Source organism: Flavobacterium sp. HJJ, assembly GCF_015351475.1.
Taxonomy (GTDB): Bacteria; Bacteroidota; Bacteroidia; order Flavobacteriales; family Flavobacteriaceae; genus Flavobacterium; species Flavobacterium marginilacus.
This window is the reverse complement of record NZ_JADKPR010000010.1, coordinates 80,074-105,000: the sequence shown is the minus strand read 5'-3', so window position 1 is coordinate 105,000 and position 24,927 is coordinate 80,074. Positions and strand designations below refer to the sequence as shown.

17 protein-coding genes are annotated in these 24,927 nt (G+C 35.5%); 5 read left to right on the top strand and 12 right to left on the bottom strand.

Going from position 1 to position 24,927, the window contains the following annotated elements:
• Nucleotides 1–5 precede the first annotated feature (5 nt).
• The 5 genes from mfd (at nucleotide 6) to IRZ80_RS09945 (ending at nucleotide 6,745) form a co-directional block, all read left to right on the top strand.
• Nucleotides 6–3,284: a transcription-repair coupling factor gene (gene mfd, locus IRZ80_RS09965; RefSeq protein WP_410504225.1), complete on the top strand. Its 3,279-nt coding sequence runs from the start codon at nucleotides 6–8 to the stop codon at nucleotides 3,282–3,284.
• Between the two features lie 144 nt (nucleotides 3,285–3,428).
• Nucleotides 3,429–3,770 (top strand): type II toxin-antitoxin system MqsR family toxin, encoded by a 342-nt coding sequence (locus IRZ80_RS09960; RefSeq protein WP_194641416.1) that lies wholly within the window; start codon nucleotides 3,429–3,431, stop codon nucleotides 3,768–3,770.
• A gap of 1 nt (nucleotide 3,771) precedes the next feature.
• Entirely contained in the window at nucleotides 3,772–4,782 is a 1,011-nt protein-coding gene (locus IRZ80_RS09955) for a type II toxin-antitoxin system antitoxin SocA domain-containing protein (protein ID WP_194641415.1), read from the top strand.
• A 169-nt stretch (nucleotides 4,783–4,951) separates the two neighbouring features.
• Nucleotides 4,952–5,884, top strand: coding sequence for a helix-turn-helix domain-containing protein (locus IRZ80_RS09950; protein ID WP_194641414.1), 933 nt, complete (start codon nucleotides 4,952–4,954; stop codon nucleotides 5,882–5,884).
• A 102-nt stretch (nucleotides 5,885–5,986) separates the two neighbouring features.
• On the top strand, nucleotides 5,987–6,745 hold the full coding sequence (locus tag IRZ80_RS09945) for an SDR family NAD(P)-dependent oxidoreductase (RefSeq protein WP_194641413.1): 759 nt from the start codon (nucleotides 5,987–5,989) through the stop codon (nucleotides 6,743–6,745).
• A 164-nt stretch (nucleotides 6,746–6,909) separates the two neighbouring features.
• Here IRZ80_RS09945 and IRZ80_RS09940 read toward each other — a convergent pair whose 3' ends face one another.
• The 12 genes from IRZ80_RS09940 to IRZ80_RS09885 form a co-directional block, all read right to left on the bottom strand.
• Nucleotides 6,910–9,069, bottom strand: coding sequence for a glycoside hydrolase family 97 protein (locus IRZ80_RS09940; protein ID WP_194641412.1), 2,160 nt, complete (start codon nucleotides 9,067–9,069; stop codon nucleotides 6,910–6,912).
• A 255-nt stretch (nucleotides 9,070–9,324) separates the two neighbouring features.
• Nucleotides 9,325–10,704 (bottom strand): alpha-amylase family glycosyl hydrolase, encoded by a 1,380-nt coding sequence (locus IRZ80_RS09935; RefSeq protein ID WP_194641411.1) that lies wholly within the window; start codon nucleotides 10,702–10,704, stop codon nucleotides 9,325–9,327.
• A gap of 134 nt (nucleotides 10,705–10,838) precedes the next feature.
• Entirely contained in the window at nucleotides 10,839–11,915 is a 1,077-nt protein-coding gene (locus IRZ80_RS09930; RefSeq protein WP_194641410.1) for a SusE domain-containing protein, read from the bottom strand.
• A 12-nt stretch (nucleotides 11,916–11,927) separates the two neighbouring features.
• Nucleotides 11,928–13,421, bottom strand: coding sequence for a RagB/SusD family nutrient uptake outer membrane protein (locus IRZ80_RS09925; protein ID WP_194641409.1), 1,494 nt, complete (start codon nucleotides 13,419–13,421; stop codon nucleotides 11,928–11,930).
• Between the two features lie 8 nt (nucleotides 13,422–13,429).
• On the bottom strand, nucleotides 13,430–16,717 hold the full coding sequence (locus tag IRZ80_RS09920) for a SusC/RagA family TonB-linked outer membrane protein (RefSeq protein WP_194641408.1): 3,288 nt from the start codon (nucleotides 16,715–16,717) through the stop codon (nucleotides 13,430–13,432).
• A gap of 128 nt (nucleotides 16,718–16,845) precedes the next feature.
• Nucleotides 16,846–18,009 (bottom strand): FecR family protein, encoded by a 1,164-nt coding sequence (locus IRZ80_RS09915; protein WP_194641407.1) that lies wholly within the window; start codon nucleotides 18,007–18,009, stop codon nucleotides 16,846–16,848.
• A 214-nt stretch (nucleotides 18,010–18,223) separates the two neighbouring features.
• Nucleotides 18,224–18,787, bottom strand: coding sequence for an RNA polymerase sigma factor (locus IRZ80_RS09910; protein ID WP_194641406.1), 564 nt, complete (start codon nucleotides 18,785–18,787; stop codon nucleotides 18,224–18,226).
• Nucleotides 18,788–19,188: 401 nt separating this feature from the next.
• Nucleotides 19,189–19,905, bottom strand: a complete 717-nt coding sequence (locus IRZ80_RS09905; RefSeq protein WP_194641405.1) for a (Fe-S)-binding protein — start codon at nucleotides 19,903–19,905, stop codon at nucleotides 19,189–19,191.
• 100 nt (nucleotides 19,906–20,005) lie between these two features.
• Complete coding sequence (locus IRZ80_RS09900; protein ID WP_194641404.1) at nucleotides 20,006–22,111, bottom strand: FAD-binding and (Fe-S)-binding domain-containing protein; 2,106 nt, start codon at nucleotides 22,109–22,111, stop codon at nucleotides 20,006–20,008.
• A gap of 341 nt (nucleotides 22,112–22,452) precedes the next feature.
• Nucleotides 22,453–23,109 carry an aspartate kinase gene (locus IRZ80_RS09895; RefSeq protein WP_194641403.1) on the bottom strand — a complete coding sequence of 219 codons (657 nt, stop codon included), beginning with the start codon at nucleotides 23,107–23,109 and terminating at the stop codon, nucleotides 22,453–22,455.
• 121 nt (nucleotides 23,110–23,230) lie between these two features.
• Nucleotides 23,231–23,590: a YraN family protein gene (locus IRZ80_RS09890; protein ID WP_194641402.1), complete on the bottom strand. Its 360-nt coding sequence runs from the start codon at nucleotides 23,588–23,590 to the stop codon at nucleotides 23,231–23,233.
• Between the two features lie 132 nt (nucleotides 23,591–23,722).
• Entirely contained in the window at nucleotides 23,723–24,724 is a 1,002-nt protein-coding gene (locus IRZ80_RS09885; protein ID WP_410504223.1) for an LD-carboxypeptidase, read from the bottom strand.
• Nucleotides 24,725–24,927: the final 203 nt, after the last annotated feature.

Genomic DNA, 24,927 nt, shown 5'->3' with positions numbered 1-24,927 from the left:
TAAAAATGCATTTGGGCGGTCTGCTGGGATCAGCAGTTTCTTTTGTCATTCAGTCAGTTTTCAAGAAATCGGAACTTCCTTTTTTGGTGGTTTTGAACAATAAGGAGGAAGCTGCTTATTATTTGAATGATTTGGAACAAATGATTGGCGAACAGGATGTGCTGTTTTATCCGGGTTCTTTCCGTCGTCCGTATCAGATTGAGGAAACCGATAATGCGAATGTTTTACTTCGTTCCGAAGTCCTTAACAGAATCAATTCCCGCAAAAAACCTGCAGTAATTGTTACCTATCCCGAGGCACTTTTTGAAAAAGTGGTGACCCGTCAGAATCTGGATAAAAATACTTTGAAAGTTGCGGTTGGTGATAAAATTTCGATTGATTTCCTGAATGAAGTTTTGTTTGAATATGAATTCAAACGAGTTGACTTTATTATCGAACCTGGTGAATTTTCGGTTCGTGGAGGAATTGTCGATGTATTTTCCTTTTCGAATGACAATCCATATCGAATTGAGTTTTTTGGTAACGAAGTCGAAAGCATCCGGACTTTTGACGTTGCAAGCCAATTGTCATTGGAACAAAAGAAAAAAATTACCATTATCCCGAATGTTGAGAATAAGGTTTTTCAGGAAAACAGAGAAAGTTTTTTGGATTATATAGCCGAAAGAACGGTGTTGTTTTTTCAAAATACGGAGAATCTTTTATACGAGTTGGATAAGCAATTTGCCAGAGCCGAAGAAGCTTTTGAGAAATTGTCCAAAGACATAAAACACGCCACGCCGGAACAATTGTTTTTGAATCAAAAGGCATTTGTAAAAAGAGCGTTGGATTTTTCGGTGGTGGAATTTAATTCAAAACCGGTTTTTAAAACGACTAAGAAATTTGAATTTCATATTCAGCCACAGCCGTCGTTCAACAAGCAATTTGATTTACTGCTGAATAATTTGAGCGACAACCATTTTAACGGGTATCAAAATTATCTGTTTTGTTCCAATGAAGCGCAGACAAAGCGTTTTCATGATATTTTCGAATCTTTGGATGAAGCTAATTCCGAGAATATCCGCAAGCAGTACAAGACAATTGTTTTGCCGTTGTACCAAGGTTTTATCGATCAGGAAAATCAGATTTGCTGTTATACCGATCATCAGATTTTTGAGCGTTATCATAAATTCAGCATCAAAAACGGTTATTCTAAAAAGCAGAATCTAACCTTAAAAGAACTGACTACTTTATCCGTTGGCGATTATGTAACGCATATCGACCATGGTATCGGGAAGTTTGGAGGACTGCAAAAAATACAAGTGGAAGGCAAAACGCAGGAAGCGATCAAATTGGTTTACGCCGATAATGATATTGTGTATGTGAGCATTCACTCGCTGCATAAGATTTCGAAATACAACGGAAAAGACGGAACGCCTCCTAAAATTTACAAATTGGGTTCCAGCGCGTGGAAGACTTTAAAACAAAAAACCAAAGCGAGGGTCAAACATATTGCATTCAATTTGATTCAGCTGTATGCGAAACGAAGACTGGAAAAAGGATTCCAATTTGCGCCAGACAGTTATCTTCAAAATGAATTGGAGAGTTCATTTATTTACGAAGATACTCCGGATCAAATTAAATCGACACAGGAAGTCAAAGCCGATATGGAGAGCGAACGCCCTATGGACCGTTTGGTCTGTGGCGATGTAGGATTTGGTAAAACTGAGGTTGCAATCCGTGCGGCTTTCAAAGCTGTTGATAATTCTAAACAAGTAGCAGTTTTGGTTCCTACGACTATTTTGGCATACCAGCATTATAGAACTTTTAGCGAAAGACTGAAAGACATGCCGGTTTCTATTGGTTACTTGAACCGTTTTAGAACTGCCAAACAAAAAGCGCAAACTTTAAAAGATTTAGCTGAAGGGAAATTGGATATTGTCATTGGAACACACCAATTGGTGAATAAAAATGTAGTTTTCAAAGACCTTGGTTTATTGATTGTCGATGAAGAACAGAAATTTGGCGTTAACGTAAAAGACAAACTCAAAACCATTGCGGCTAATGTCGATACGCTTACTTTGACTGCAACCCCAATTCCGAGAACTTTACAGTTTTCGCTGATGGCAGCGAGAGATTTATCGGTGATTACAACGCCTCCGCCCAATCGTTATCCTATAGAAACGAATGTGGTCGGGTTTAATGAAGAGCTGATCCGGGATGCGGTTTCGTATGAAATTCAGCGTAACGGGCAGGTTTTCTTTATCAATAACCGAATTGAAAATATCAAAGAAATTGCAGGAATGATTCAGCGTCTCGTGCCAAATGCGAGAGTTGGAATTGGCCACGGACAAATGGACGGAGCCAAACTCGAAGAATTAATGCTCGCCTTTATGAACGGCGAATTTGATGTTTTGGTAGCCACGACGATTATCGAAAGCGGATTAGACGTTCCGAATGCGAATACCATATTTATCAATAATGCCAATAATTTTGGTCTGTCCGATCTGCATCAGATGAGAGGGCGTGTGGGGCGAAGCAACAAGAAAGCATTTTGTTATTTTATCTGTCCTCCTTATTCGCACATGACCGAAGATGCAAGAAAGAGAATTCAGGCTTTGGAACAATTCAGCGAATTGGGAAGCGGTTTGAACATTGCGATGAAAGACCTTGAAATTCGCGGAGCTGGAGATTTGTTGGGAGGAGAACAAAGCGGTTTTATCAATGATATTGGTTTTGATACGTACCAAAAAATCATGAATGAGGCTATCGAGGAATTGAAGGAAAACGAATTCAAGGATTTGTACCCCGAAGAGAATAATATTGAGACCAAGGAATATGTAAAAGACCTGCAGATCGATACCGATTTTGAGCTGCTTTTTTCAGATGAATATATCAATAATGTCACGGAGCGTTTGAGTTTGTACAACGAATTGGCTGAGGTGAAAAATGAGGAAGAACTGGTTGTTTTCCAAAATAAACTAATTGATCGTTTTGGTCCAATGCCACCAAGAGCGAATGCCTTAATGAACAGTATCCGCATCAAATGGATCGCAACGCGTGTGGGAATCGAAAAACTGGTGATGAAAAAAGGAAAGATGATTGGTTATTTTGTCTCCGACCAACAATCGGATTATTACCACTCTAAACGTTTCCATAAAGTGATTCAGTTTGTACAGAATAACAGCAGTATTTGTGTTATGAAAGAAAAACAGACTCCTGCAGGCTTGCGATTATTGCTGACTTTTGATAATGCCAAAACCACGAGAAGATGTCTGGAATTGATGGAGATGTTGGGTGGGGAGTAAAATGTATATATGTTTTTTATTCTGTATTAAACAACTGTATAGTTTGTTTTTTTATTGATTAAGTCATAATTAACAACTACATGGTTGTTTTTATTGTTTTAATTCTTAACTTTGCCAAATCTTCAACGGTGAATTTTTAGCTATATGGATAAAAATGATGTCAAGAATTTTTTAGCGGAATTCAAAGCAAATATGAGTGCTTTTGGAGTCATTTATGCCAATAGAGATAAAAACACCCAAACATTAGCCGATTTAGAAATAACCGCAAAATTTAGAGATAATGTCTTGTCAAAACTAACAATTGAAGATTATTGTCAAGGACCTTTAACAAATGATCAATTTGGTACTAGCCCAATGTGGGTTTTCGGAGCCACTGTAAAGAAACAAGAGGTTTACATTAAAATTACAATACTGCCAACAAAATCATTTTGTATTTCATTCCATATTTCAGATTATCCCTTAAAATATCCTTTTAAAAACATTTAATATGAAAAGTCCGTTTACAGGTAATGAAATGACTCTAGTAAAAGAGAAGAAAAATTTAATTTTTAGGAAAGAAGAATTTACATATACCCATCATTCCTATTTTTGTGAGGACACTAAAGAAAGTTTTACAGACACACAATTAGATACATTAAATTTAACCCAAGTTTACAATCAGTATCTAGATAAGTATAACTTGCCATTTCCAGAGGAAATCATAAGCATTAGAAAAAAATATAATTTGCCCGCAAACAAAATGGGGCTTTCTTTGGGGTTCGGTGTTAATACCTATAGGAACTATGAAAGTGGTGAAGTTCCTAGCTTGGCAAATGCTAAATTGATACAATTAGCAAAAAATCCAAAATCTTTCAGATTGCTTGTTGAAGAAAGTCAAGGAGTTTTTGGAGATGTGGAGAAAGTAGAATTGTTAAAAAATATTGATGATTTAATTCAAGAAGAAAGAAAAAATCATTTTAAAGTTGGTTTACAAAACTATATTTTAGGAGATAGTAATCCTGATATTTATACAGGTTATAAGTCTCCAAATATAGAAAAGCTAACAGAAATGATTGTGTATTTTACGCAACAATTAAGTCCATTGAAAACAGTGATGAACAAGTTGCTTTTTTATGCTGATTTTTTAAACTTTAAAAAAACTTCATTTTCAATAAGCGGTACAAGATATGTTGCTATTGATTTTGGACCTGTTCCAAACAACTTTCAAACTATTTTTGAAAAACTGCAAAGAGAAAATAACTTTATAATAAACACCATAGACTATGGCAATGGCTATTGTGGTGAAGAGTTTAAACCTATTGAAAACAGAACATTTAACTCAGACTATTTTAGCGAGTCTGAAGTGAATACCTTAGAAGAAATTGTAAAAAGATTTAATAGTGTTTCCAGAAATGAAATTGTAAAATTAAGTCATGAGGAAGAAGCATGGATTAGAAATTATGAGGATGGTAAAAAATTAATCGGATACCATTACAGTTTTGAATTAAAACATGTTTAAAAAAATACACTTTGATCTATTCAACTCAAAAAGTAAGTGTAAATAATATTTAGATTATTCTGAGCTTTTTTTTAAATTAGATTTAAAATCAATTCAATTTTTTAAGACTTCTATTTGAAAATATTTTCTTTGTAAATCACTATATTTGATTTTTACAAATTTAATTCCAATGAAATCAAGATCAATAGAAAACTTTTACGAAGACATTTCTTCAGAATGTTTTATAGAAAAGAACGCATTGCTGCTGCCTAATGGGATTCAAAAAGAAATTGGACACTTTAATGTTTTTAATATCAAGGAACTTTATGAGAGGCTGAATGGGAAATCCTGCATGCCTTATGACAAGAGAGCCTATTATAAAATAAGTCTGATCAGTGGGAAGAATAGAGTGGAGTATGCCGACAAAGTAATCGAGGTTGACCAATATGCTCTTTTATTTGCAACACCCAAAATTCCATATAATTATCTTCCATTGGATATGCAGCAGTCTGGGCATTTTTGTGTTTTTACCAATCAGTTTTTGACCAAGGATAAAACGGGAATGGATCTTGATAAACTGCCTATTTTTCAAACAGATGGTTATCCGGTTTTTCAGCTGACTGAGGAAGAAGTTGCTGAAATCGATTTGATTTTCAAAAAGATACATCAGGAAATCAACTCTGATTATGTGTATAAATACGATTTGATTCGGAATTATGTGGCGGAGCTGATTCATTTTGGACAAAAACTGCAGCCCGTTACCGCTTTGTATTCCAAACATAATTCTGCAGCGAGAGTTTCTTCTTTATTTGTCGAATTACTCGAAAGACAATTTCCTATTGAATCTTCCCGTCAGCGTCTGGAATTGAAATCAGCCAAAGATTTTGCTGCCCGTTTGTCTATTCATGTCAATCATCTTAATAAAGTTTTAAAGGAAAATACAGGAAAGACTACTACTGAATTAATCAGTGAACGATTGATTCAGGAAGCCAAAACTTTGTTGAAAGAAACAGATTGGAACATTTCGGAAATTGCTTATTCGCTCGGTTTCGAAGAACTGGCACATTTCTCTAATTTTTTCAAAAAGCAGACTGCGCTGTCTCCATTGTCTTTTCGCGTTTAAATGGTTTGATTTGAATTTCGCAAATTCTGGATTGATATTTGCAACTAATGAACTTTACATCTGAATTAATTTTGTCTTAGATAATTTAAAACAAAATTTAAGATGGGAAATAAAATTGCTCTGGTTACAGGCGGGAGCCGCGGATTAGGAAAAAATATGGCTTTGAGTCTTGCCAATAAAGGACTGGACATTGTATTGACATATCACAGCAAAAAAACCGAAGCTGAAGAAGTTGTAAGCGAAATCGAAAAATTAGGCCAAAAAGCCGTGGCACTGCAGCTGAATGTCGCTGAGGTAAGCAGTTTTGATTCTTTTTTTCAAAATGCATCATCGGCTTTAAAAAACACTTTTGGTACTGATAAAATTGATTTTTTAATCAATAATGCCGGAGTCGGAACTTATGCAAGTTTTTCCGAAACCACAGAAGCGCAATTTGACGATATGGTTAACATTCATTTTAAAGGGACATTTTTCCTGACTCAAAAAGCTTTAAACATATTGAATGACGACGGTGGAATTGTGAATATTTCGTCTGGATTGGCACGCTTCTCATATCCTGGATATTCTGCTTATGCGAGCATGAAAGGGGCAATTGAAACATTGACTAGCTATCAGGCGCAGGAATTAGGCGCAAGAAAAATCAGGGTGAACATTGTTGCTCCGGGAGCGATTGAAACCGATTTTGGCGGTGGTGCAGTCCGTGATAATGAACAGCTAAATCAGCAGATTGCGTCTCAAACGGCATTGGGCCGGGTGGGGCTTCCTGATGATATTGGAAGTGTGGTTGCTTTTTTATGTACAGACGATTCAAAATGGGTAAACGGACAGCGAATAGAAGTTGCTGGAGGAATTCATTTGTAAAACTTATTAATTGAAAAAAACAAAAAAAGAAGCTTCAAAAGCTTCTTTTTTTTATTCCCAATGAACGATCCTAACCGAATCCTCAAATCTTGCAGCACTTGGGGGTATGTGGCAAGGATTTATTCATCGGAATTTGTCATTACAATTTAGCGGGACAAATGTTTTTATAATTTTTTCAATCCTTTCATATCGGCATCGTTTGCTTCTTTGATGCTGATGGCAACTCCTCCTCCCGGAGCTAAAAATTGTTTCAATACTGTTTTAGAATTTACAATTGCTTTAGTTACCGTGTATTTTTGAGGATTTTCATTCCAGTTTGCCTCTTTTGCATCGGCATACACTGTAGCAATGAATTTTTTTCCAGCAGGCAAATAGCCGAAAGTAATGTTAGCAGTTCTAGCATTTTCATCGGTAATTCCGCCAACAAACCATTCATTTTTCCCTTTTGCTTTACGGGCAATCGTGATATAATCTCCAGGTTCGGCTTCCAGTACATAACTGTTGTCCCAATCTACAGCAACATCTTTGATGAATTGAAAAGCATCTGGAAAACGCTCATAATTCCCAGGAATATCTGCAGCCATCTGTAACGGACTGTACATTGTTACATAATAAGCTAATTGTTTTACCAGAGTGGTATTGACACGCTGTTTGCTTCCCGTTCCATAATAAGAAAGGTCGGTTTGGAAAATCCCTGGTGTAAAATCCATAGGGCCTCCCATTAATCTTGTAAAAGGCAAAATAGTAGTGTGATCTGGATTTAATCCTCCCATAGATTCAAACTCAGTTCCACGGGCAGATTCCTGTGCAACCCAGTTCGGAAATGTACGGTTTAAACCTGTTGGGCGAACGGCTTCGTGGCTGTCAATCATGATTTTATAATCGGCGGCACGTTTGGCTACATTGATATAATGATTTACCATCCATTGCCCATCATGATGTTCTCCGCGCGGAATAATTTTGCCCACATAACCTGTTTTTACAGCATCGTAACCATTGTCGTTCATGAATTGAAAAGCACGATCCAATCGGCGTTCGTAGTTGGTTGCCGATCCTGAAGTTTCATGGTGCATGATAATCTTTACACCTTTTGCAGCAGCGTATTCATGTACAGCTTTGACATCAAAATCTGGGTAAGGCGTTACATAATCAAAAACTTCTTCTTTCCAATTTCCAATCCAGTCTTCCCAGCCTATATTCCAGCCTTCGATAAGGATAGCATCAAAACCGTTTTTGGCAGCGAAATCAATGTATTCTTTCGCTCTTTCTGTTGTAGCTCCGTGTTTTCCGTTTGGTGTTAATTTCGAAAAATCATCGGTCAGTTTTACGTTATTTTCTTTTCCGAATGCCCAAGTGCTTTTCCCAGCAACAAAATATTCCCACCAGATTCCGATGTATTTTACTGGTTTTATCCAAGAAACATCCTTGTAGCTCGTTGGTTCGTTAAGGTTCAATATTAATTTTGAAGCCAAAATATCAGTCGCTTTATCACTTACAATAATAGTTCTCCAAGGTGATTGTGCATCAGTCTGCATATAACCTTTATTACCAACAGCATCGGGTGCTAAATGGCTGCGCATTTTATAAGTCGCAGCATCAAGTTCCAGATACATTGCAGGATAATTGATTAGAGCCGCTTCGTGAATGTTTATATATAGACCATCAGTGGATTTCATCATTGAAGGTGTTTGTACCGCTAGTTCTTTGATTGGCCACTGGGAATTGATTTCGATAGTGGCTTTTTTCATCAACAAAGGAACTTCAGAAATTTTTGAAGTAGTGTAGGCATATTCATTGGTATCATAATCTCCTGGAATCCAGAAAATTTTATGATCACCGGCTAATTGAAATTCGGTACGTTCTTCTTTAATTACAAAATAATTCAAGTCATTCTGTTTCGGAAATTCATATCGGAACCCTAATCCATCATTAAATAATCTAAAACGGATGCGGATGTATCTGTTATTATTTTTGGCCTGAGCCAAAGTAACCAGCAGTTCGTTGTAGTTATTACGAATCGTTTTTTCCTCTCCCATAACTGGATTCCAGGATTCATCTACCGATTTTTGTTCCGTATTTGTAATAGAAAAACCATCCATAAACGAAGGAGCATCTTTGATCTCTAATCCCAATGAACTAGGCTTAATTACTGCTTTACCTTTGTATGTAAGCTGGTAGGAGGGAACTCCATTTTCTTTTAATTCAAATTTTAATGCAAGATTCTTATTAGGCGAATTTATTTCCTGTGCCTGTATTAAAAAAGGAGCAAGACAAATCAATAAAAACAATGCATTAAGCTGTATTTTTCTTAGGTTATAAATCATTTTTTATTTTTTTGGAGTAAAAAGAATAATGCAAAGGCACACAAAGACAAATAGTTTCGAAGTATTAAAAATTTAAACAAACCATACAATTAATTTAAACAAAAAGTTATATGAATTAAATTTTAGGAGTCTTTGTGGCTTTGCAATAATATGCTGTGTGTTACAAACAGTCTTAGTAACCAATAATCATCTTCTGTTACAAAGATAAGAAACAAGATTAGATATGACTATTTGAAAATTAGCTAGTTTATAATATTAATTTTTTAACACCATATACTGAAATGGCTGTAAAGTGATTTCAGATGTAAGAGTAACTGATGCACCTTCAAAAGCATTTTTCCAAGCTATTTTTGATAGTGAAGCCGGAACAATATATTTTGCTGAACCACTTGTCAAATTAGAAAGTACTAACACTTTTTCGGTATCTGTTTCCATAGTAAAGGCACTTATAGCGTCATTGCTGTATCCTTTGTAAGTTCCTCTTTTTATGGCATTACTCGTGTTTCTAAAAGCGATTATTTTTTTGTATTCGGTTAGCATACCAGCATCGGCAGTGCTCCAATCTATAGGAGTGTGTGTGAAATAATCAATTTTTTTAGCATACCCAATTTCTTGAGCATTATAAATCATAGGCACTGATTTCATATAAGCAGCAACAACAAAAGCAGCAACAGAACCTTGTTTTCCTCCAAATAATGTTACCGGCGAACCATCAGACCAGTTAACATCATGATTTGAAGTGTATCTTACAATACGCTGTGAGTTATCATAATTCGTAGCATATTCAGCAGCATTAGCATCTTGGATTGTAGTTACTGATTTTCCTTCGTTGAATACTTTTTTCAAAGAATCAAAAAAGCCGAAGCCAAAAGTATAATCAAAACCAGCTGCGAAATGATTCACTTTTGAACCTTCGGCAAGCATTAATATATTTTGATTTTTAATTTTTCTTAAAGCAGTTGTGGCTTGTGTCCAAAAATTCTGAGGCACAAAATCAGCATAATCGCAACGGAAACCATCTATGTTTGCATTGTAAACCCAATAGGACATAGCATCTACCATAGCTGCTCGCATATCCTGATTGTTAAAATCTAATTGTGCTACATCATTATAATTTGTTCCCGGAGGGATAATGATATTGCCTGAAGCATCTTTTTGGTACCAATTAGGATGAGCAGTAATCCATGCATTATCCCATGAAGTATGATTGGCAACCCAGTCTAAGATAACTGCCATGTTTTTTTTGTGAGCTTCATCAACCAGCTTACGAAGATCGTTTAGTGTTCCAAATTCGGTACTTACAGCTTTGTAATCTTTAACAGAATAAGGAGAACCTAGTCCACCAGCAGAGCGCACAATTCCAACAGGATAAATTGGCATTAAATAAATAACATTTACTCCAAGATCATGAATAGCGTCCAGTTTTTCGGTTACACCATTTAGTGTTCCCGCATTACTGAAAGCACGAATATTAACTTGATAAATAATAGCATCTTCTTTGGCCGGCATTTTATCAAATGGAGTGCCATATTGATCGTACGGAGACGGTATATTTGGAGTATCATCAGATGAGCTGCATGCGGCTATTACCAAAGTGAAGCAAACTGCAAAAACGATTTTGATGTATTTTTTCATTTGTTTTATTTTTTAATAAATAATCATTATTTTTTTGGTAATGGGTGCACCCCTCTTATTTTTTCAGCAAAGAGGGAATGCAGTTTAACTAACCAAAACCCATCGTATTGAATATAGATTATCTCTCTTTTTAGTTATATTTTTTTTACGGTGTAAGTACCTGTTGCAGGATAACCATTAAGAGCTGGATTGACATCATTTATTGTAAAAGTGATTTCATATTTCCCTGCTTCTCCCACATAATGTGCTCCTGAATTGTCTAGGTACATGATACCTTCATCATTATTTTTGGCACCGTAGTTGATTGTCCATGAATTGTTAAGTCTGAATTTTACATTTCCTGGTTTTAAATCGGCTGTAACTTTCCAAGTTTTACTTACATGATCATAATTCATTGGAGTGCTGGTATCCCAGCTTCCAGCGGTTGCATCACCAACAATTCCCCAAGAATAAGGAACAGCATTCCATTTTAGAGTTTTAAGGTTTACCGTCATTTGATAAGAACCTGCACCTGGCATTTGAAAATCGGTATCGCTCATGTTTTTTAAATCTTGATTAGAAGCTCCAGCACCATAAAATTGTGCCCAGTTTCTTTCTTGATTTAATTTAAAACCTAATCCAGCTCCAACTGGGATGGACACATACCCTTGATATATCCCTACAGATATTGGAGCAAATAATGCTGCCGTATCTACATTCCAGCCTTGGTAACTTCCTGGCATTATTATTTGGCCAGAAGGTTTAGCTTCGTAAGGAGTAACAGTCAAAATTATAGGCTCAGAATAGGCTGTATGATCCATATAAGATTCTACACGAACAGCAATTTTTCCGGCTGCATCTACTGGTAATCCAAGCAGTATTGCTATTTTATTAAGTTCTACCCCTAGTAAAGACTTACTTAAAACATCTTCACCTACTACTATACGGGTTGCTTTACTCCATGCTTTTTCGCCAGTAATGTCTGCTGGGATGTCAAATTGTAAAGCATAAGTAACAGGAGCTTCAATTGGATAAGCTACGGCTGGCCAAGAAAGAGCAACTACAGGTTCTGATGAATTGTCATCTGATATAACGATCGTTTTTGTTGAAGCTTCAACAGTCGATGTAAAACTAACCTCTTGCAAGGTGGTTAATTCGGCTGTTTCTTCACAAGATACAGCAAGCAGCGCTACAGCGCAAAGTACGAGTAACTTATATATATATGTTTTCATATGAGTTCTTTTTTAGTAACCTGGATTTTGTTTTAAACCTGGATTTGCATTAAGTGCAGGAGTAGGAATTGGGAACAATTTTCTAAAGGGTTGTGAAGCACCTCTAAATTCATTTGGCAATAAAAAAGTATCAAAACGGATCATGTCTTGTCTTCTGTGTCCTTCCCAGTTTAATTCAAATCCTCTTTCGTTATAAATATCAGTAAGAGTTGGATTAGCTGCCAATGCATTTAGTCCAGCGCGTTGTCTTACGGCATCGATAAATGGTTTTGCTGTTGCAGCATTTCCTAGTCTAACATGACATTCAGCGGTCATCAGCAAGACATCGGCATATCTAAAAATTGGAAAATCATTCGAAGCTCCTCCTCCAGTAGTTACTCCTGCTGGATAAAATTTAGTATTACGAACTCCTGATTGTGCTGGTGCACCAGGATTATCTAATGAACCTATTTCAATAGTATAATTAACACCTCCAGGCTGTTCTCCTACTAAAAATTGTTTTTTACGGATATCTGCATTATCATATTTTAAATAAAAGTCTTTTGGAATAACAGTTCCATTCCAGCCATTGTATCCAAATAAGGTAAAAGCATTGGATCCAGCCATACTGCGTACTGTAAAAATATTACGCGAAACAACATCAACAGTCGTGTAAATAGCTAATATTGTTTCGTCTTCTGGAAGTACGTCTCCAAACAATTCAAAATATTTATTTCCTAATGGGCTTGATGCATTTGCACTTCCTGAGTGAAGAGAAAATCCACCTTCATTTAATTTGTTACAAACTGCAAGACATTCATTCCATTTTGGAGTTCCTGTATAAACTCCCGCATTCAAATATACTTTAGCTAATAACATATAACCAGCCCATTTGTTGAAACGGCCATAGTATTCACCACCTTTGGTTCCCGAAAGTAATTCTACATTATCATTTAATTCTTTTACAATAAAATCATAAACAACTTTGCGATCAGCTTGAGGAATTTTATCTACAGTGATATTATTTGATGTATAAAAAGGTACATTGCCATAATCATCAATTAATAGATAATAGAAAAAAGCTCTTAATACTTTAGCTTCAGCAATTTTTGAAGGATCAGCCTTTGCTTTTTCTAATTGTTCTACAGCTAAGTTGGCACTAAATACAGATTTGTATAACCATTTCCAAGTATTGTTTACCATTAAGCTTGATGGCAGCCATTCGTGTTTGTACTGCTGAGCAAAATCCAATTGCCAGTCTCCTGTATTTCTATGAGGGATTACCTGTTCGTCACTCGACATTGCATTTAGGTCATACCAGCCATTATCGGCACCTGCATATCCAACACCATCCCAGTTTCCTCCTACTTGTGCATAAACAGCAGCTAGGGCTATATTTGCACCTTCTGGAGAATTATAAAAAGTATCAGTTTGGTATTTATCATAGACATTTTCATCTAAATCGGTGCAGCTTGCGAATGATAAAAGACTTAAACCTCCTATCAATACTATATTTTTGATTTTCATTTTCTTTACTATTTAAATTTAACACTTAAACCTAGACCAAATGTTCTAGTACGAGGATATATCCCGATGTCATCACCAAAGTGGGAATTAGAATCACCACCATTACCTTTTAAATTAATTTCAGGATCCATTCCAGTATAATCAGTAAATAGTAATAAGTTACTACCATTTAAAGTAAGGCGAAGTGATTCAAGGTATTTAACCTCTTTGAAAGTAAAATTATAGCCAAGAGTTATATTGTCTAATCGTATGAAATCACCTTTTTCAAGCCATAAATCAGATACATATGGAGTAGTAAACATATCTAAGGCAACTGAGCTTGTTAGAACATTGGATTTACCAATGCTTTCTTGATAGCTTAAACTTTTGTTCAAGGTATTATAGATTTTATTACCTCCGGAACCTCTCCAAAGCATTGAAATATCCAGTTTTTTATATCTAAAAGTAGGATTGAATGCAAAAGTATAAGTTGGCATTGCAGCACCATTGTAAGCTCTGTCAGGACTTGTTGATCCTTGATCTATAATGCCATTTCCATCACGGTCTAATACCGTTTCCGAGTTAGCATTGTCTTTCCCTGTACTATGCAAAGTGTAAAATGAACCTACTGGTTTTCCTTTAACCAAATAAGAATTTGGAGCACCCCATCCAACATAATCTGTATTCAATGGTACTCCATCGATAGATCCGCTCAGGTTCAATACTTCATTTCTCATGAAAGAGACATTTCCTGCTAAAGTAAGCGTAGTGTTCTCATTACTTATTAAATCATAGCTCAATGAAGCTTCTAGTCCTTCGTTCAAAAGGCTGCCCACATTGGCATATACTCTATCATATGGATAAGGAGGCTGTGGTACAGTGTAATTGAATAAAAGGTTTTCGGTAGTTGCGGTATAAGCATCAATTGTACCCCTAAGCCTATTCTCAAAAAGAGCAAAATCAATACCAATATTGGTTTGTTTTTTTGTTTCCCATTTCAAATCAGGATTAGCATTTTGAATCTGAATGTAATTAGTGATTTGTGAACCTCCAAAATAGGTAAGACTTGGACTTCCTTGCCCTACTAATGAAAGAGATTGTTGAGGATATAATCCTTGCTGGTTACCCGTTTCTCCATATCCTCCACGTAATTTTAATTGAGAAAAGAGAGTCTGATTGGCCATAAAAGGTTCTTTATCAATTGCCCAGCCTAAAGATACAGATGGGAAGTTACCCCATTTATTATTATCTCCAAATACAGAAGAACCATCTTTTCTAATACTTCCGGTAAGTAAATAACGGCCTAAATAACTATAATTAAAACGCGTTAAAAATGATATTAAGGTTCTGTCATTTTTATAAGAAGTTATATCACCTGGTTTTGCATTAGAAAAATCTCCTAACTGTAAAGCATTGAAAGTAGCAATATCATTTATAAAACCACGTGCTTGAGCAAAATTACCTTGGTAGATTTGATTCTGCCACTCATAAAGAGCTAATACATCCAGACTATGGTTGCCTAATACTTTTTTGTAATTAATGCTCACGTTCATAAGCCTTTCATTTACCTTATCGTTGTGGATATTGGCAACACCTTTTTGATCTACAGCATCAGCATCAGTTGATTCTGATGGAAGATAATAACCGTGAACAGTATTAGTATTTCTCCAGCTTCCAAATCCAGCTAAAGTCACACCGTCAATGATTTCTAATTCTGCTTTTAAACTTCCAAATAAATTGTTGTTTTCGTCATGATTAGTTACCGTTTCTGCAGCAGCATATGGATTTAAGTAATGAAATACGTTAGGATCACTAAAATAAGTACCATCAGTATTATAAACAGGATTAGTAGGACTTACAAAATAAGAGTTTGTAATTAAGTTTGACTTAAAGGATGCTCTACCAATTTCTGCAATACTATTATCAGTTTCAATAATACCGCTGTTAAGGTTAAAAGTCAATTTTAACTTATCATCCATAGCTAACTGAGTGGCTTGAATGCGTCCAATATATTTATTGCTTTTTGAGTTTATCACTACACCTTCTTGTAAAATAGCACTAATAGAAGCTCTATAATTAAATTTATCAGCTCCACCACCAAAGGCCAAAGCATGAGTTTGTGTAAAACCTGTTTGTGTCAAAATATTAAACCAATCGGTACTGGCACCATGATTTGCAGAGGCAGGTACACCTACTGACTGTGCTTGTTGCCACCATTGATCGGCATTAAGAACTTCTAACGGATTTGGAATTTGATCCACAGACATTGTTCCTGTATATTCTACGGATGTTTTACCAGCCTTGCTTTTTTTGGTTGTTACAAGAACAACTCCAGCAGCACCTCTGGCGCCATAAACAGCAGCAGCCGATGCATCTTTCAAAATATCGATAGAAGCAATTTCACTTGGGGGAATTTGGTTTAATAAATCCAGATTTCCCTGCACTCCGTCAATAACTACTAATGGATCACTTCCTCCAACTAATGAAGTTAATCCTCGAATTCTGATATTTGGCGCAGATCCTGGCTCACTTCCAACTTGATTGATGTTTACCCCTGCCATTTTACCAGAAATCAATTGCAAAGGATTTACTATAGTCCCTTGATTCATATCTTTTTGAGCTATGGAAGATACTGCACCTGTTACATCTCTTTTGGACATAGAACTATAACCTACTAATACAACTTCTTTCAGTGATGTTGTTTCAGGTGATAATTGTATGATAGGATTGGATTGACTGGCCGGAAATATTTTTGAGTCATAGCCCACATATGTAACTTTAAGCATAGCCGTATTACTTTGAACAGAGATTTCAAAGGCTCCGTCATAGCCTGTCAGTACACTATTTTTTGTGTTTTGCTCCGTAACGGTTGCACCGGACAAAGGCATTCGGTTTTCGTCTATTACTTTACCTCTTACGGTTTGGATGAGAAAAGGCAGAGCTTCAGAGACTACTGCTTTTGGTTTTTTGAGCATAATCTGTGTGTCTCTAATAATAATCTCAGTTGGAACATCTTTAAAGAGATAATCCAAAACAACATTTATGTTCTGGTTTTTTACATGGATGGATACCACGCGGTCTAAATCGATATCGTTTAATTTATAAATAAATTTAAAATCGGTTTTTTGTTCAATAGTTTCAATAACTTTCTCCACAGTAGAATTTTTTAATTCCAAGCTTACTTTTGTCTTTTGGGCATAAGTATCGGCTCGGGAATTAAAAATGGCAACTAAAAGCAGTAGTGTAGTTAGTTTCAATTTCAGGTCAATTTTGAACAATGAAAATTGCATTCCATCATTCTTTGGTTTTTTTTTCATAATTTTGTTAATTGATTGTATTTAATCTGTTAGGTCAATCACTTATTCAATCGGAAATTGTTCGCAGCTCTTTCCGATTTTTTTATTCCATAATGTTCAATTCATCTTTTTTTCATTGGTTTTAAAGGTTATTTAATAGTTATTACTTTGTCTTTGGTGGTATAATCAAAGCCATAGACATCTTTGAAGTAAGTCAGTACTTTATCTAAAGGTTTGTCTATAAAGCTGGCATTGAATTTTTCATTGGCCAATTTGCTGTTTTTTATGATAATAGTAACGTCATAACGTCTTTCCAGTTTTTTGCAGATATTGCTAAAACTTATATTTCGAAATATTAGTCCGCCATTTATCCAAGCAGTGTATAACTCAGTATTGACTTCTTTAGTACTAATGCGGTTATTGTCTTTATTAAAACTTCCTTTTAAACCTGGCTTCAGAATAGTGTTTTTATTGGCGTCAAAATTTTCATTTACCGAATACATTCCTACTGAGCCTTCAACCAAAACAACATCAGTCAAATCATCTTCGGGAAAACTGGAGACATTAAAGTGAGTTCCCAAAACCCGAATATTTAATTTATCTGCATTTACTATAAAAGGATGTGTTTTATCTTTTGCAACATCAAAAAAAGCTTCACCTTCTAGAAAAACCTGTCTGTTTTCACCAGCTATAAATTTTACAGGATATTTTAAAGTGGTACCGGAATTTAAGTGCACTATAGTTCCATCAGATAATTCCAATTCAAAACGTTTTCCATTTGGGATTTTCAAAGTGTTATATACTAGTTTTTCTAATGATGTTTCAGTGTCGTATGCAATTTTATTTCCATTTTGATTTCCTACAACCTGTCCATGAGCATCGGTAACTTTACTTTTTTTGCCTTCCGATATAACCTGTATTTCACCATTTTCTAATTGTAAGGTAATATCATTACTATTAATTACTGGCTTGTTTTTTGGAGCATTAAGATTATTTCTATATGAAAATCCAATAGAAAGTAAAACAACAATTGAAGCAGCAATAGCCATATATCTCTTGAAAGGGAATTTTCTAGTTTCCTGTTCTTCCATTTCTTGAGCTTGAACTAAAATTTTGGAAAAAATCTGGTCTGCTGTTGTTTTGTCCATTTTTGGAGTTTCAGTCAATAAAGCTTGAACCTCTTCAACAGTTGGAAAGCCGGCAGTGAGTTTATTTTTTTTACAATAGTCTACCACTTCATTAATTTCCTCAGTGGTACATTGGTTTAAAATAAACTTGTGAAGTAATGTTTGTATTTCCGGATTTTCATTCATCGTGAATAAGTTTTTATTTGCTGTTTTATATAATACAGATGAAAGACAGTTGTGTACTACTCAAACGTTATATTTTTTTTCGATTTTATCAAAATAAAACAAAAAATAAAATCAAATAATTGATTTTCAATTAATTAAAACTATAAATATTTTTAGTTTTAGACCAAAAAAAATCACTCATTTTTTGAGTGATTAGATTTATAAGCGCTTTTTTCTACGTAAAGCCATCATGCGCTTTTAAAAAAAGCCGTATTGATTCCAGAGCTTTACTCATTTGATTTTTAACAGTACTAATAGAAATTCCTAGCTCTTGACTTATTTCCTCATATGTTTTGCCCTGTTTTCTGGACATTTTAAAAATGCGTTTTCGTTTTGGAGGTAATTGTTTTATGGCTTGTTTTTTTAGTTTCTTACAATCGGCTTCGCGAATGGAATAATCTCCTTCTACATGTGATTTTTCACTGGTGTAAAAAACTTCTTCTTTCAAAAGTGCGTCGTTTGCAGCTTTATTCAAAAGATTAAAAGCCTGGTTTCTGGCAATTGTAAATAAAAACGATTTGAACGATTGTTCCAGATTCAAATTTTCCCGATGCAGCCAGATCTTCAAAAAAACATCCTGAACATTTTCCTCAGCAAGTTCTTTTGATTTTAAAAGACTGATACTGTAACCATAGATATCCTGATAATAGAAATCATATAGTTTACGAAAAGCTTTTTCGTTACCATTTTTGAGTTCGCTTACCAACAATTGTTCACTAAAGTCCTTTACTGCTGACATTGATTTGTTAAACCTTTAAATTTTTGGGATTAAAATAAGGGTATTCTTGTTTTTTTGCTGATTTAAGCTTAAATAATGGACAAATATATAAAAATATTATTCGCAATAGTATTTAAGAAAGAAGATGTCTTGTCTTTTTAAGAGTAAAAAAGGCAGTTAAAAAAAATTGTACTAAATATTTTATAAATGTATTATAAATACACAATAACATCTTTTAAAAAAATTGTTATATTTTGAAAATCAATGATTTATTTTTTGATTTGTATTAAAGACTATTTTATCAAAAAAAATTATTTATGTTACTTGCAGTAAAGAATTTTAGAAGATTAAATTCAATAGTTTTTTATTTAATAGAATAAATATAGCCACATAAAGTCTATTAAAGATAAATTGAAAAAATGCTATCTTGTGACTTCCTCAATCAGATAAAAAATAGATTTAAAATCGATACCGCTCATTTTTTCGAGTCCTATTTCGCAGGTTCTGCTGGTTGAAAAACCGTCTTTACAGCTGGCTGGAATCTGTGCTTTTAAATCTCGTAGTCCGTGTTCGTTTAGTTCAGGAATTAAGAAACCTCTGTCTCCGGCAAAACCGCAGCAATTGCTGTCAATAAGGGTTACGCTGTCTGCACAAAGTTTAGACAAGGCTGTTAATTGTTCTGTCATTCCAATTTTTTTAACGGAACAAACAGGAAAAACGGCCACACTGCCTTTTTTCTTTTTTACTGTCAACTGAGGCATTACATAATCCAGCATAAATTCAATCGGATCGACAATTTTTAGGCTTTTGGAAAACTCTTCTTTCGAATGATAAAAACACGGGCTCATATCATACAAAACAGGATATTTACCATTTTCTGAAGCTTTTAGCAGTTCTTTTTCCAATGTTTCGGATTGTGTGTGATTAGCTTCTGCATAGCCCTTGCTTGAAAAAGGCATACCACAGCAATGACTGTCTATCGATTCGGGATAAATTATTGTGAATCCGGCACGAACCAATAAGCGGTGCGTAAGTTCGGTCAATTGCAGATCGTCTGAGTCCTGAAAATGGGTTTTTCCCATGCTTCTGTTTATGCAGGAAGGAAAGTAAACGACTTTTAAATCGGTAGCTGTATTCATTGTTTTTTATTAAAAGGTTGACCGCGAATACTCAAATTTTTAATTTAGAACCCTTTAAAAATTAGTCATAAATTGAAAAAAGAAATTCACGGAATTGCGATTAATTTTTAGTGTTAATTTTGTTGGCACCTTTTGGCATTTCTGGAATCCATTTCGGCACTTTTCCAAAGCTGACAAAATGTGACACATTAGATAAGGCTGTCATAATGGTGGTTCCAAAAATAGAATGGAAAAAAGAAACCATTTTTAATCCGGTTCTCATAACCGATGTAGTTCCCGCCATGTGTGAACCAATGTAAGCGGCAGTTTTTTTATTGCCGGCACTTAGTTTATTGGCACGCCAGGTTTTTACAAATTTTCCGGTATCAATATGAACGGGGCAGGCCAAGGCACAAAGTCCGTCGGTAGCACAGGTTTCATCCAGCTGGTAAGTAACGTCTTTCCGAATATCGGCTAATCGCTGTGGGTCATCATTCGCTTCTTCCAATCGGTTGATTTCTCTTGCAATCACAATGCGCTGTCTTGGTGATAAAGTTAAACCTTCGGATACACAGTGCGGTTCACAAAATCCGCATTCCATACATTTATCAACGATGGCATGGGATTCCGGCATTGGTTTCAGATTTTTGAGATGTGCTTTTGGATCCGGATTGATTAATACGTCAGGATTTATTTTATTATTTGGATCAAAAATAGTTTTGATTCGTTTCATGATTTCATAAGCGGCAGAACCCCATTCTTTTTCTACAAAAGGAGCCATATTCCGGCCGGTTCCGTGTTCGGCTTTCAAAGAACCGTTGAAACGATCCACAACCAAAACAGATAATTCGGACATTAGTTTTTCGTAACGGTCTATTTCAGTCTGATTTGAAAAGTCCTGTGAAAACACAAAATGAAGGTTTCCTTCCAGTGCGTGTCCAAATAAAACGGCATCGTGGTATTCATATTTTTTAAATAAATTTTTCAATTCCAAACAGGCATCTGCTAGTTGCGGGAGGGGAAAAGCGACGTCTTCTATGATTACCGTTGTTCCGTTTTTTCGCAGTCCGCCAACTGTTGGCAGCAAGCCTTTTCGTGCTTTCCAATTAAAATAATACTGTTTAGGATTCGATGTAAATTCATATTCTGCATAGGTCGGAATAGATTCAATTTCTAAACGGACTTTAAGCTGTTTCAATAGCATATTGTCCAAATCATTATCCCGGCATTCAACTAATAAAGCGCTGGCGGATTCTGGTAATGTTTTGAAATAATCGGGAGCATCAGGATCATTTTCTACAGAACGGATGGATTCTCTATCCAGTAATTCTACTGCAGCAACAGGAGCCGATTTCAATAAAATAGTGGCATTGCAGGCATCCTGAATCGTTTTGAAAATTAATAAAGAACAGGATTTATGTTTTTCGTCTATAACCGTTTTGAAAGTCACATTCGAAATAAAAGCCAGAGTTCCCTCAGAACCGACCATCAGATGTTTGATGATGTCAATAGGATCTTCATAATCGACTAAAGCATTAATACTATAGCCGGTTGTGTTTTTTATTTTGAATTTGTTTTTAATCTGATGATAAAGCGTTTCGTCATTTTTGATCTGATCTCTTAGGCTTTCAATTTCTTGAATCAAGGCAGGCTGATCTTTCTTGAAGGCAGTAACACTTTGTGCATCGGCGGTATCAAGAATGGTTCCGTCATGGAGTACAATTCGAATGTCGGCTATGGTCTGATAGGAGTTTTGTGCCGTTCCGCAGCACATCCCGCTGGCATTATTGGCTACAATTCCGCCTATCATGCAGGCGCCGATTGAAGCTGGATCCGGACCGATTTTCAATCCGTGCGGAGCCAAAAAAATATTGGCACGAGCTCCCACAATTCCGGGTTCTAGTTTTACTTTTTCCTTGCTGTCAAAAAGTTCAAAGTTTTTCCAGCCGTGCGTGGCAACTACTAAAACCGAATCGGTAATTGCCTGTCCTGATAAACTGGTTCCTGCTGCACGAAAAGTCAATGCGATATCGAGTTTTTTGGCTTGTTTTATAATTTCGACAACCTCCGCTTCGTTGTGCGCGAGAATGACGATTTTTGGAATCAGCCGGTAAAAACTTGCATCTGTTCCGTATGCAAGTGTCTGCAGCGGATTGGTCAAAATACGTTTAGGATCAATAGTGACGGATAAAATGTCTTTTAACTTTTGATAGGAATGTGCTAGCATTGCGATTGCATTTTATAAAGAGGGCTCAGGTTTTTGTAATGAAAGTGTAAATTTAGGGATAAGTGTATGTTCTGCAATTTGAATTCTATTGAATCTTCATAATTCTTATTGAGAAAAAATAAGCAATCAGATTTACTTAGATTTTTTAAGGTTACTTGCAAAAAAATACAAATGTTTCTCTTTAGCCCCGATCGAAGTGAAAATCCTTGTTGACCGGGGTTCGGTCAACAAGATTGCAACGAAGAGCGGGAACCATTATTCCTAAAATGCCTAATCTTTCTGCTCCAAAAAAAAAACGAAGCCAATCAGCCTCGTTTTTTGAATATAAAAGATTCCTTTATCTAGTTTTTCAAATCTTTAATCACTTTGAAAGCTACATCCACTTCGTTTTCGCTTACCATGATTGTAAATTCATTTGATGTAGAAATTACCTCATTGATAATAATTCCTTCCCAGGCCAAACGCTGGAAAATGAAATAATAAATCCCTGGAACTACAATATTCTCTTTTGGTAATTTTACTGTGATCGAAGCCAGATTTTCCAGTTTTTGAATCAGTTTTTCGGATGAAAAATGCTTTTCTACCAAATGGTTAACGCTGTTGCTTACAACGATGTTTGTTTCGTTCACACCTTTGGATGAGGTATAAAAAATATCTGGTAACGAATTGATGTCTGTAATTAAGTCGGCCTGTTTGTTCAAAACCGTATCGGAAACAGCAAACGTATAATCTGTCAAAGCAGATCGTACCGTGATTTCTCCTATGTTTTTTATTACTTTATTGATTTTATGGTTCAATCGAAAGTCTAATTCTTCAGTCAGTCTTTTCAGAGCCATTACTACGGCACCTTGTTTTACTTCTTTACCAAATTCGCTTTCCAATTCGGTCATAATATTTCTTGACAAAGAAGTCAAGTTGATAATGCCCAGCGATAAAGCATTCAATAAAAAAGGTTTTGTTTTAATGTAGTTTTCTACAATAGACGATACAGTTTTCATAATTTCAAGTTGGTTATTTTTTTTTGTAGTTATACAGATATCGAAAAGGTTCAGTTTCTAATATCGGTGCAAATATATATAAAAAAACAATTTGTTACAAATATAACATTGTTAAATTTCTTTAAAAATGAAAAAAAGCATCTATAAGATGTTCAATAGCAAAGGATTTGCCTTCTTTATGAATGGCAATAATGTCAAAACGGACATCAATATCTAAGTTTTTTTGATTTACGTAGGAATCAACTGCTTTTACCAAAAGCTGAATTTTTTTTGGTTTCACAAAATCCTGTGGCAGGCCAAAATCGATTGACGAACGCGTTTTTACTTCTACAATGGCCAGCGTGTTTTCAATTCTAGCAATAATGTCAATTTCGGCTTTTTGGAATGTCCAGTTGGTATCAAGAATGGTGTAGCCGTTTTTTCGAAGATAATCTACTGCTAGGTCTTCTCCCAGTTTTCCTAGTTCATTGTGTTCAGCCATTTTTAGAAGTTAGATTTTAGAATACAGATTTCTGATTTGAGAGAATAGAAAATAGAACATAGAAAATAGATTTAAAAAGGAGTCTAAAACATTTTTTTTCTATATTCTATGTTCTTTACTTTATACTTCTTTTTACTCAAAAACCACCGTATTGCAGTTTTCGTTCACATCCATGGTAATGATATTTCCCATAATCAAGGCTCTGTTGTCATGAACGTGCCCTGCCGGAAAATTATAGAGTATTGGAATATTGTATTTTTGTGTCACGTCCTGAACAATTTCGTTGGCATTTTTCCCCCACGGAATATCATTGTCTTTCATTTTGGTCATGCCGCCCACGATAATCCCTTTGATGCTTTCCAGACAGCCGTTGCGTTTCAGGTTCATCATCATTCGGTCAATATGATATAGGTATTCATCAAGATCTTCTATGAACAAAATTTTGTCAGTGCAGTCAATAGCCGATTTCGACCCAAATAAACTATATAAAATAGACAAATTTCCGCCCACTAATTCTCCGGTGGCTTTCCCAAAACGGTTCATTGGGAACGGATCGATCTGATAGGATAATTTTTCGCCAAACAAAGCCGTTTTCAAAGTCGCTATCGATTCAGGCGCTGTTCTTTCTACACTCACGGGCATCGTTCCGTGTATCGATTTGTAACCCATTGTGTTGAGGTGGTTGTGCAGCACCGTCACATCGCTAAAACCCACAATCCATTTTGGGTGTTGTTTAAACTTGGTAAAATCCAACAAATCAATCATACGCACCGTACCGTAACCGCCTCGGGCACACCAAATCGCCTTAATATTCGGATTGTCCATCTGTTGCTGAAAATCGGCCGCACGCTGTTCGTCAGTACCCGCTAATTGATTCAAATCCAGTCCGATGGTACTCCCAATAACGACTTCCAAACCCCATGAATGCAATAAATCAATCGTAGGTTTTAGGTTATCATCAACATTTTTTCGGGCAGTCGCCACAATGGCAACGGTATCTCCTTTTTGCAAATAAGGCGGTGTAATCATAGTAGTTTGCGCTTGACTGTTCATAGATTGTAAAGTAAAAATAAGCAATAACATCGGATACAAAACACTTTGTTTTTGAATAAAAGAAAATGGATTTGTATACATACTGTTCTTTTTGAAAAATTTATAAATTAAGGACAATTTTTTTTTTTGGAGCAGAAATATTGTGCATTTTCAGGAAGTATCCTCCCGCTTTCCGTTACAATCTTGCGTTCCGAACCCCGGCACACAAGGATTTCCACTCTAATCCTACCGTGTGGGCACAAATATTTTATGTTAAAATAGCACGCAGATTGGGCAGATTATCG

Coding starts and splice junctions, on each gene's coding strand:
- mfd (WP_410504225.1), top strand. CDS start 6: ATGCATTTGGGCGGTCTGCTGGGATCAGCAGTTTCTTTTGTCATTCAG.
- IRZ80_RS09960 (WP_194641416.1), top strand. CDS start 3,429: ATGGATAAAAATGATGTCAAGAATTTTTTAGCGGAATTCAAAGCAAAT.
- IRZ80_RS09955 (WP_194641415.1), top strand. CDS start 3,772: ATGAAAAGTCCGTTTACAGGTAATGAAATGACTCTAGTAAAAGAGAAG.
- IRZ80_RS09950 (WP_194641414.1), top strand. CDS start 4,952: ATGAAATCAAGATCAATAGAAAACTTTTACGAAGACATTTCTTCAGAA.
- IRZ80_RS09945 (WP_194641413.1), top strand. CDS start 5,987: ATGGGAAATAAAATTGCTCTGGTTACAGGCGGGAGCCGCGGATTAGGA.
- IRZ80_RS09940 (WP_194641412.1), bottom strand. CDS start 9,069: ATGATTTATAACCTAAGAAAAATACAGCTTAATGCATTGTTTTTATTG.
- IRZ80_RS09935 (WP_194641411.1), bottom strand. CDS start 10,704: ATGAAAAAATACATCAAAATCGTTTTTGCAGTTTGCTTCACTTTGGTA.
- IRZ80_RS09930 (WP_194641410.1), bottom strand. CDS start 11,915: ATGAAAACATATATATATAAGTTACTCGTACTTTGCGCTGTAGCGCTG.
- IRZ80_RS09925 (WP_194641409.1), bottom strand. CDS start 13,421: ATGAAAATCAAAAATATAGTATTGATAGGAGGTTTAAGTCTTTTATCA.
- IRZ80_RS09920 (WP_194641408.1), bottom strand. CDS start 16,717: ATGAAAAAAAAACCAAAGAATGATGGAATGCAATTTTCATTGTTCAAA.
- IRZ80_RS09915 (WP_194641407.1), bottom strand. CDS start 18,009: ATGAATGAAAATCCGGAAATACAAACATTACTTCACAAGTTTATTTTA.
- IRZ80_RS09910 (WP_194641406.1), bottom strand. CDS start 18,787: ATGTCAGCAGTAAAGGACTTTAGTGAACAATTGTTGGTAAGCGAACTC.
- IRZ80_RS09905 (WP_194641405.1), bottom strand. CDS start 19,905: ATGAATACAGCTACCGATTTAAAAGTCGTTTACTTTCCTTCCTGCATA.
- IRZ80_RS09900 (WP_194641404.1), bottom strand. CDS start 22,111: ATGCTAGCACATTCCTATCAAAAGTTAAAAGACATTTTATCCGTCACT.
- IRZ80_RS09895 (WP_194641403.1), bottom strand. CDS start 23,109: ATGAAAACTGTATCGTCTATTGTAGAAAACTACATTAAAACAAAACCT.
- IRZ80_RS09890 (WP_194641402.1), bottom strand. CDS start 23,590: ATGGCTGAACACAATGAACTAGGAAAACTGGGAGAAGACCTAGCAGTA.
- IRZ80_RS09885 (WP_410504223.1), bottom strand. CDS start 24,724: ATGTATACAAATCCATTTTCTTTTATTCAAAAACAAAGTGTTTTGTAT.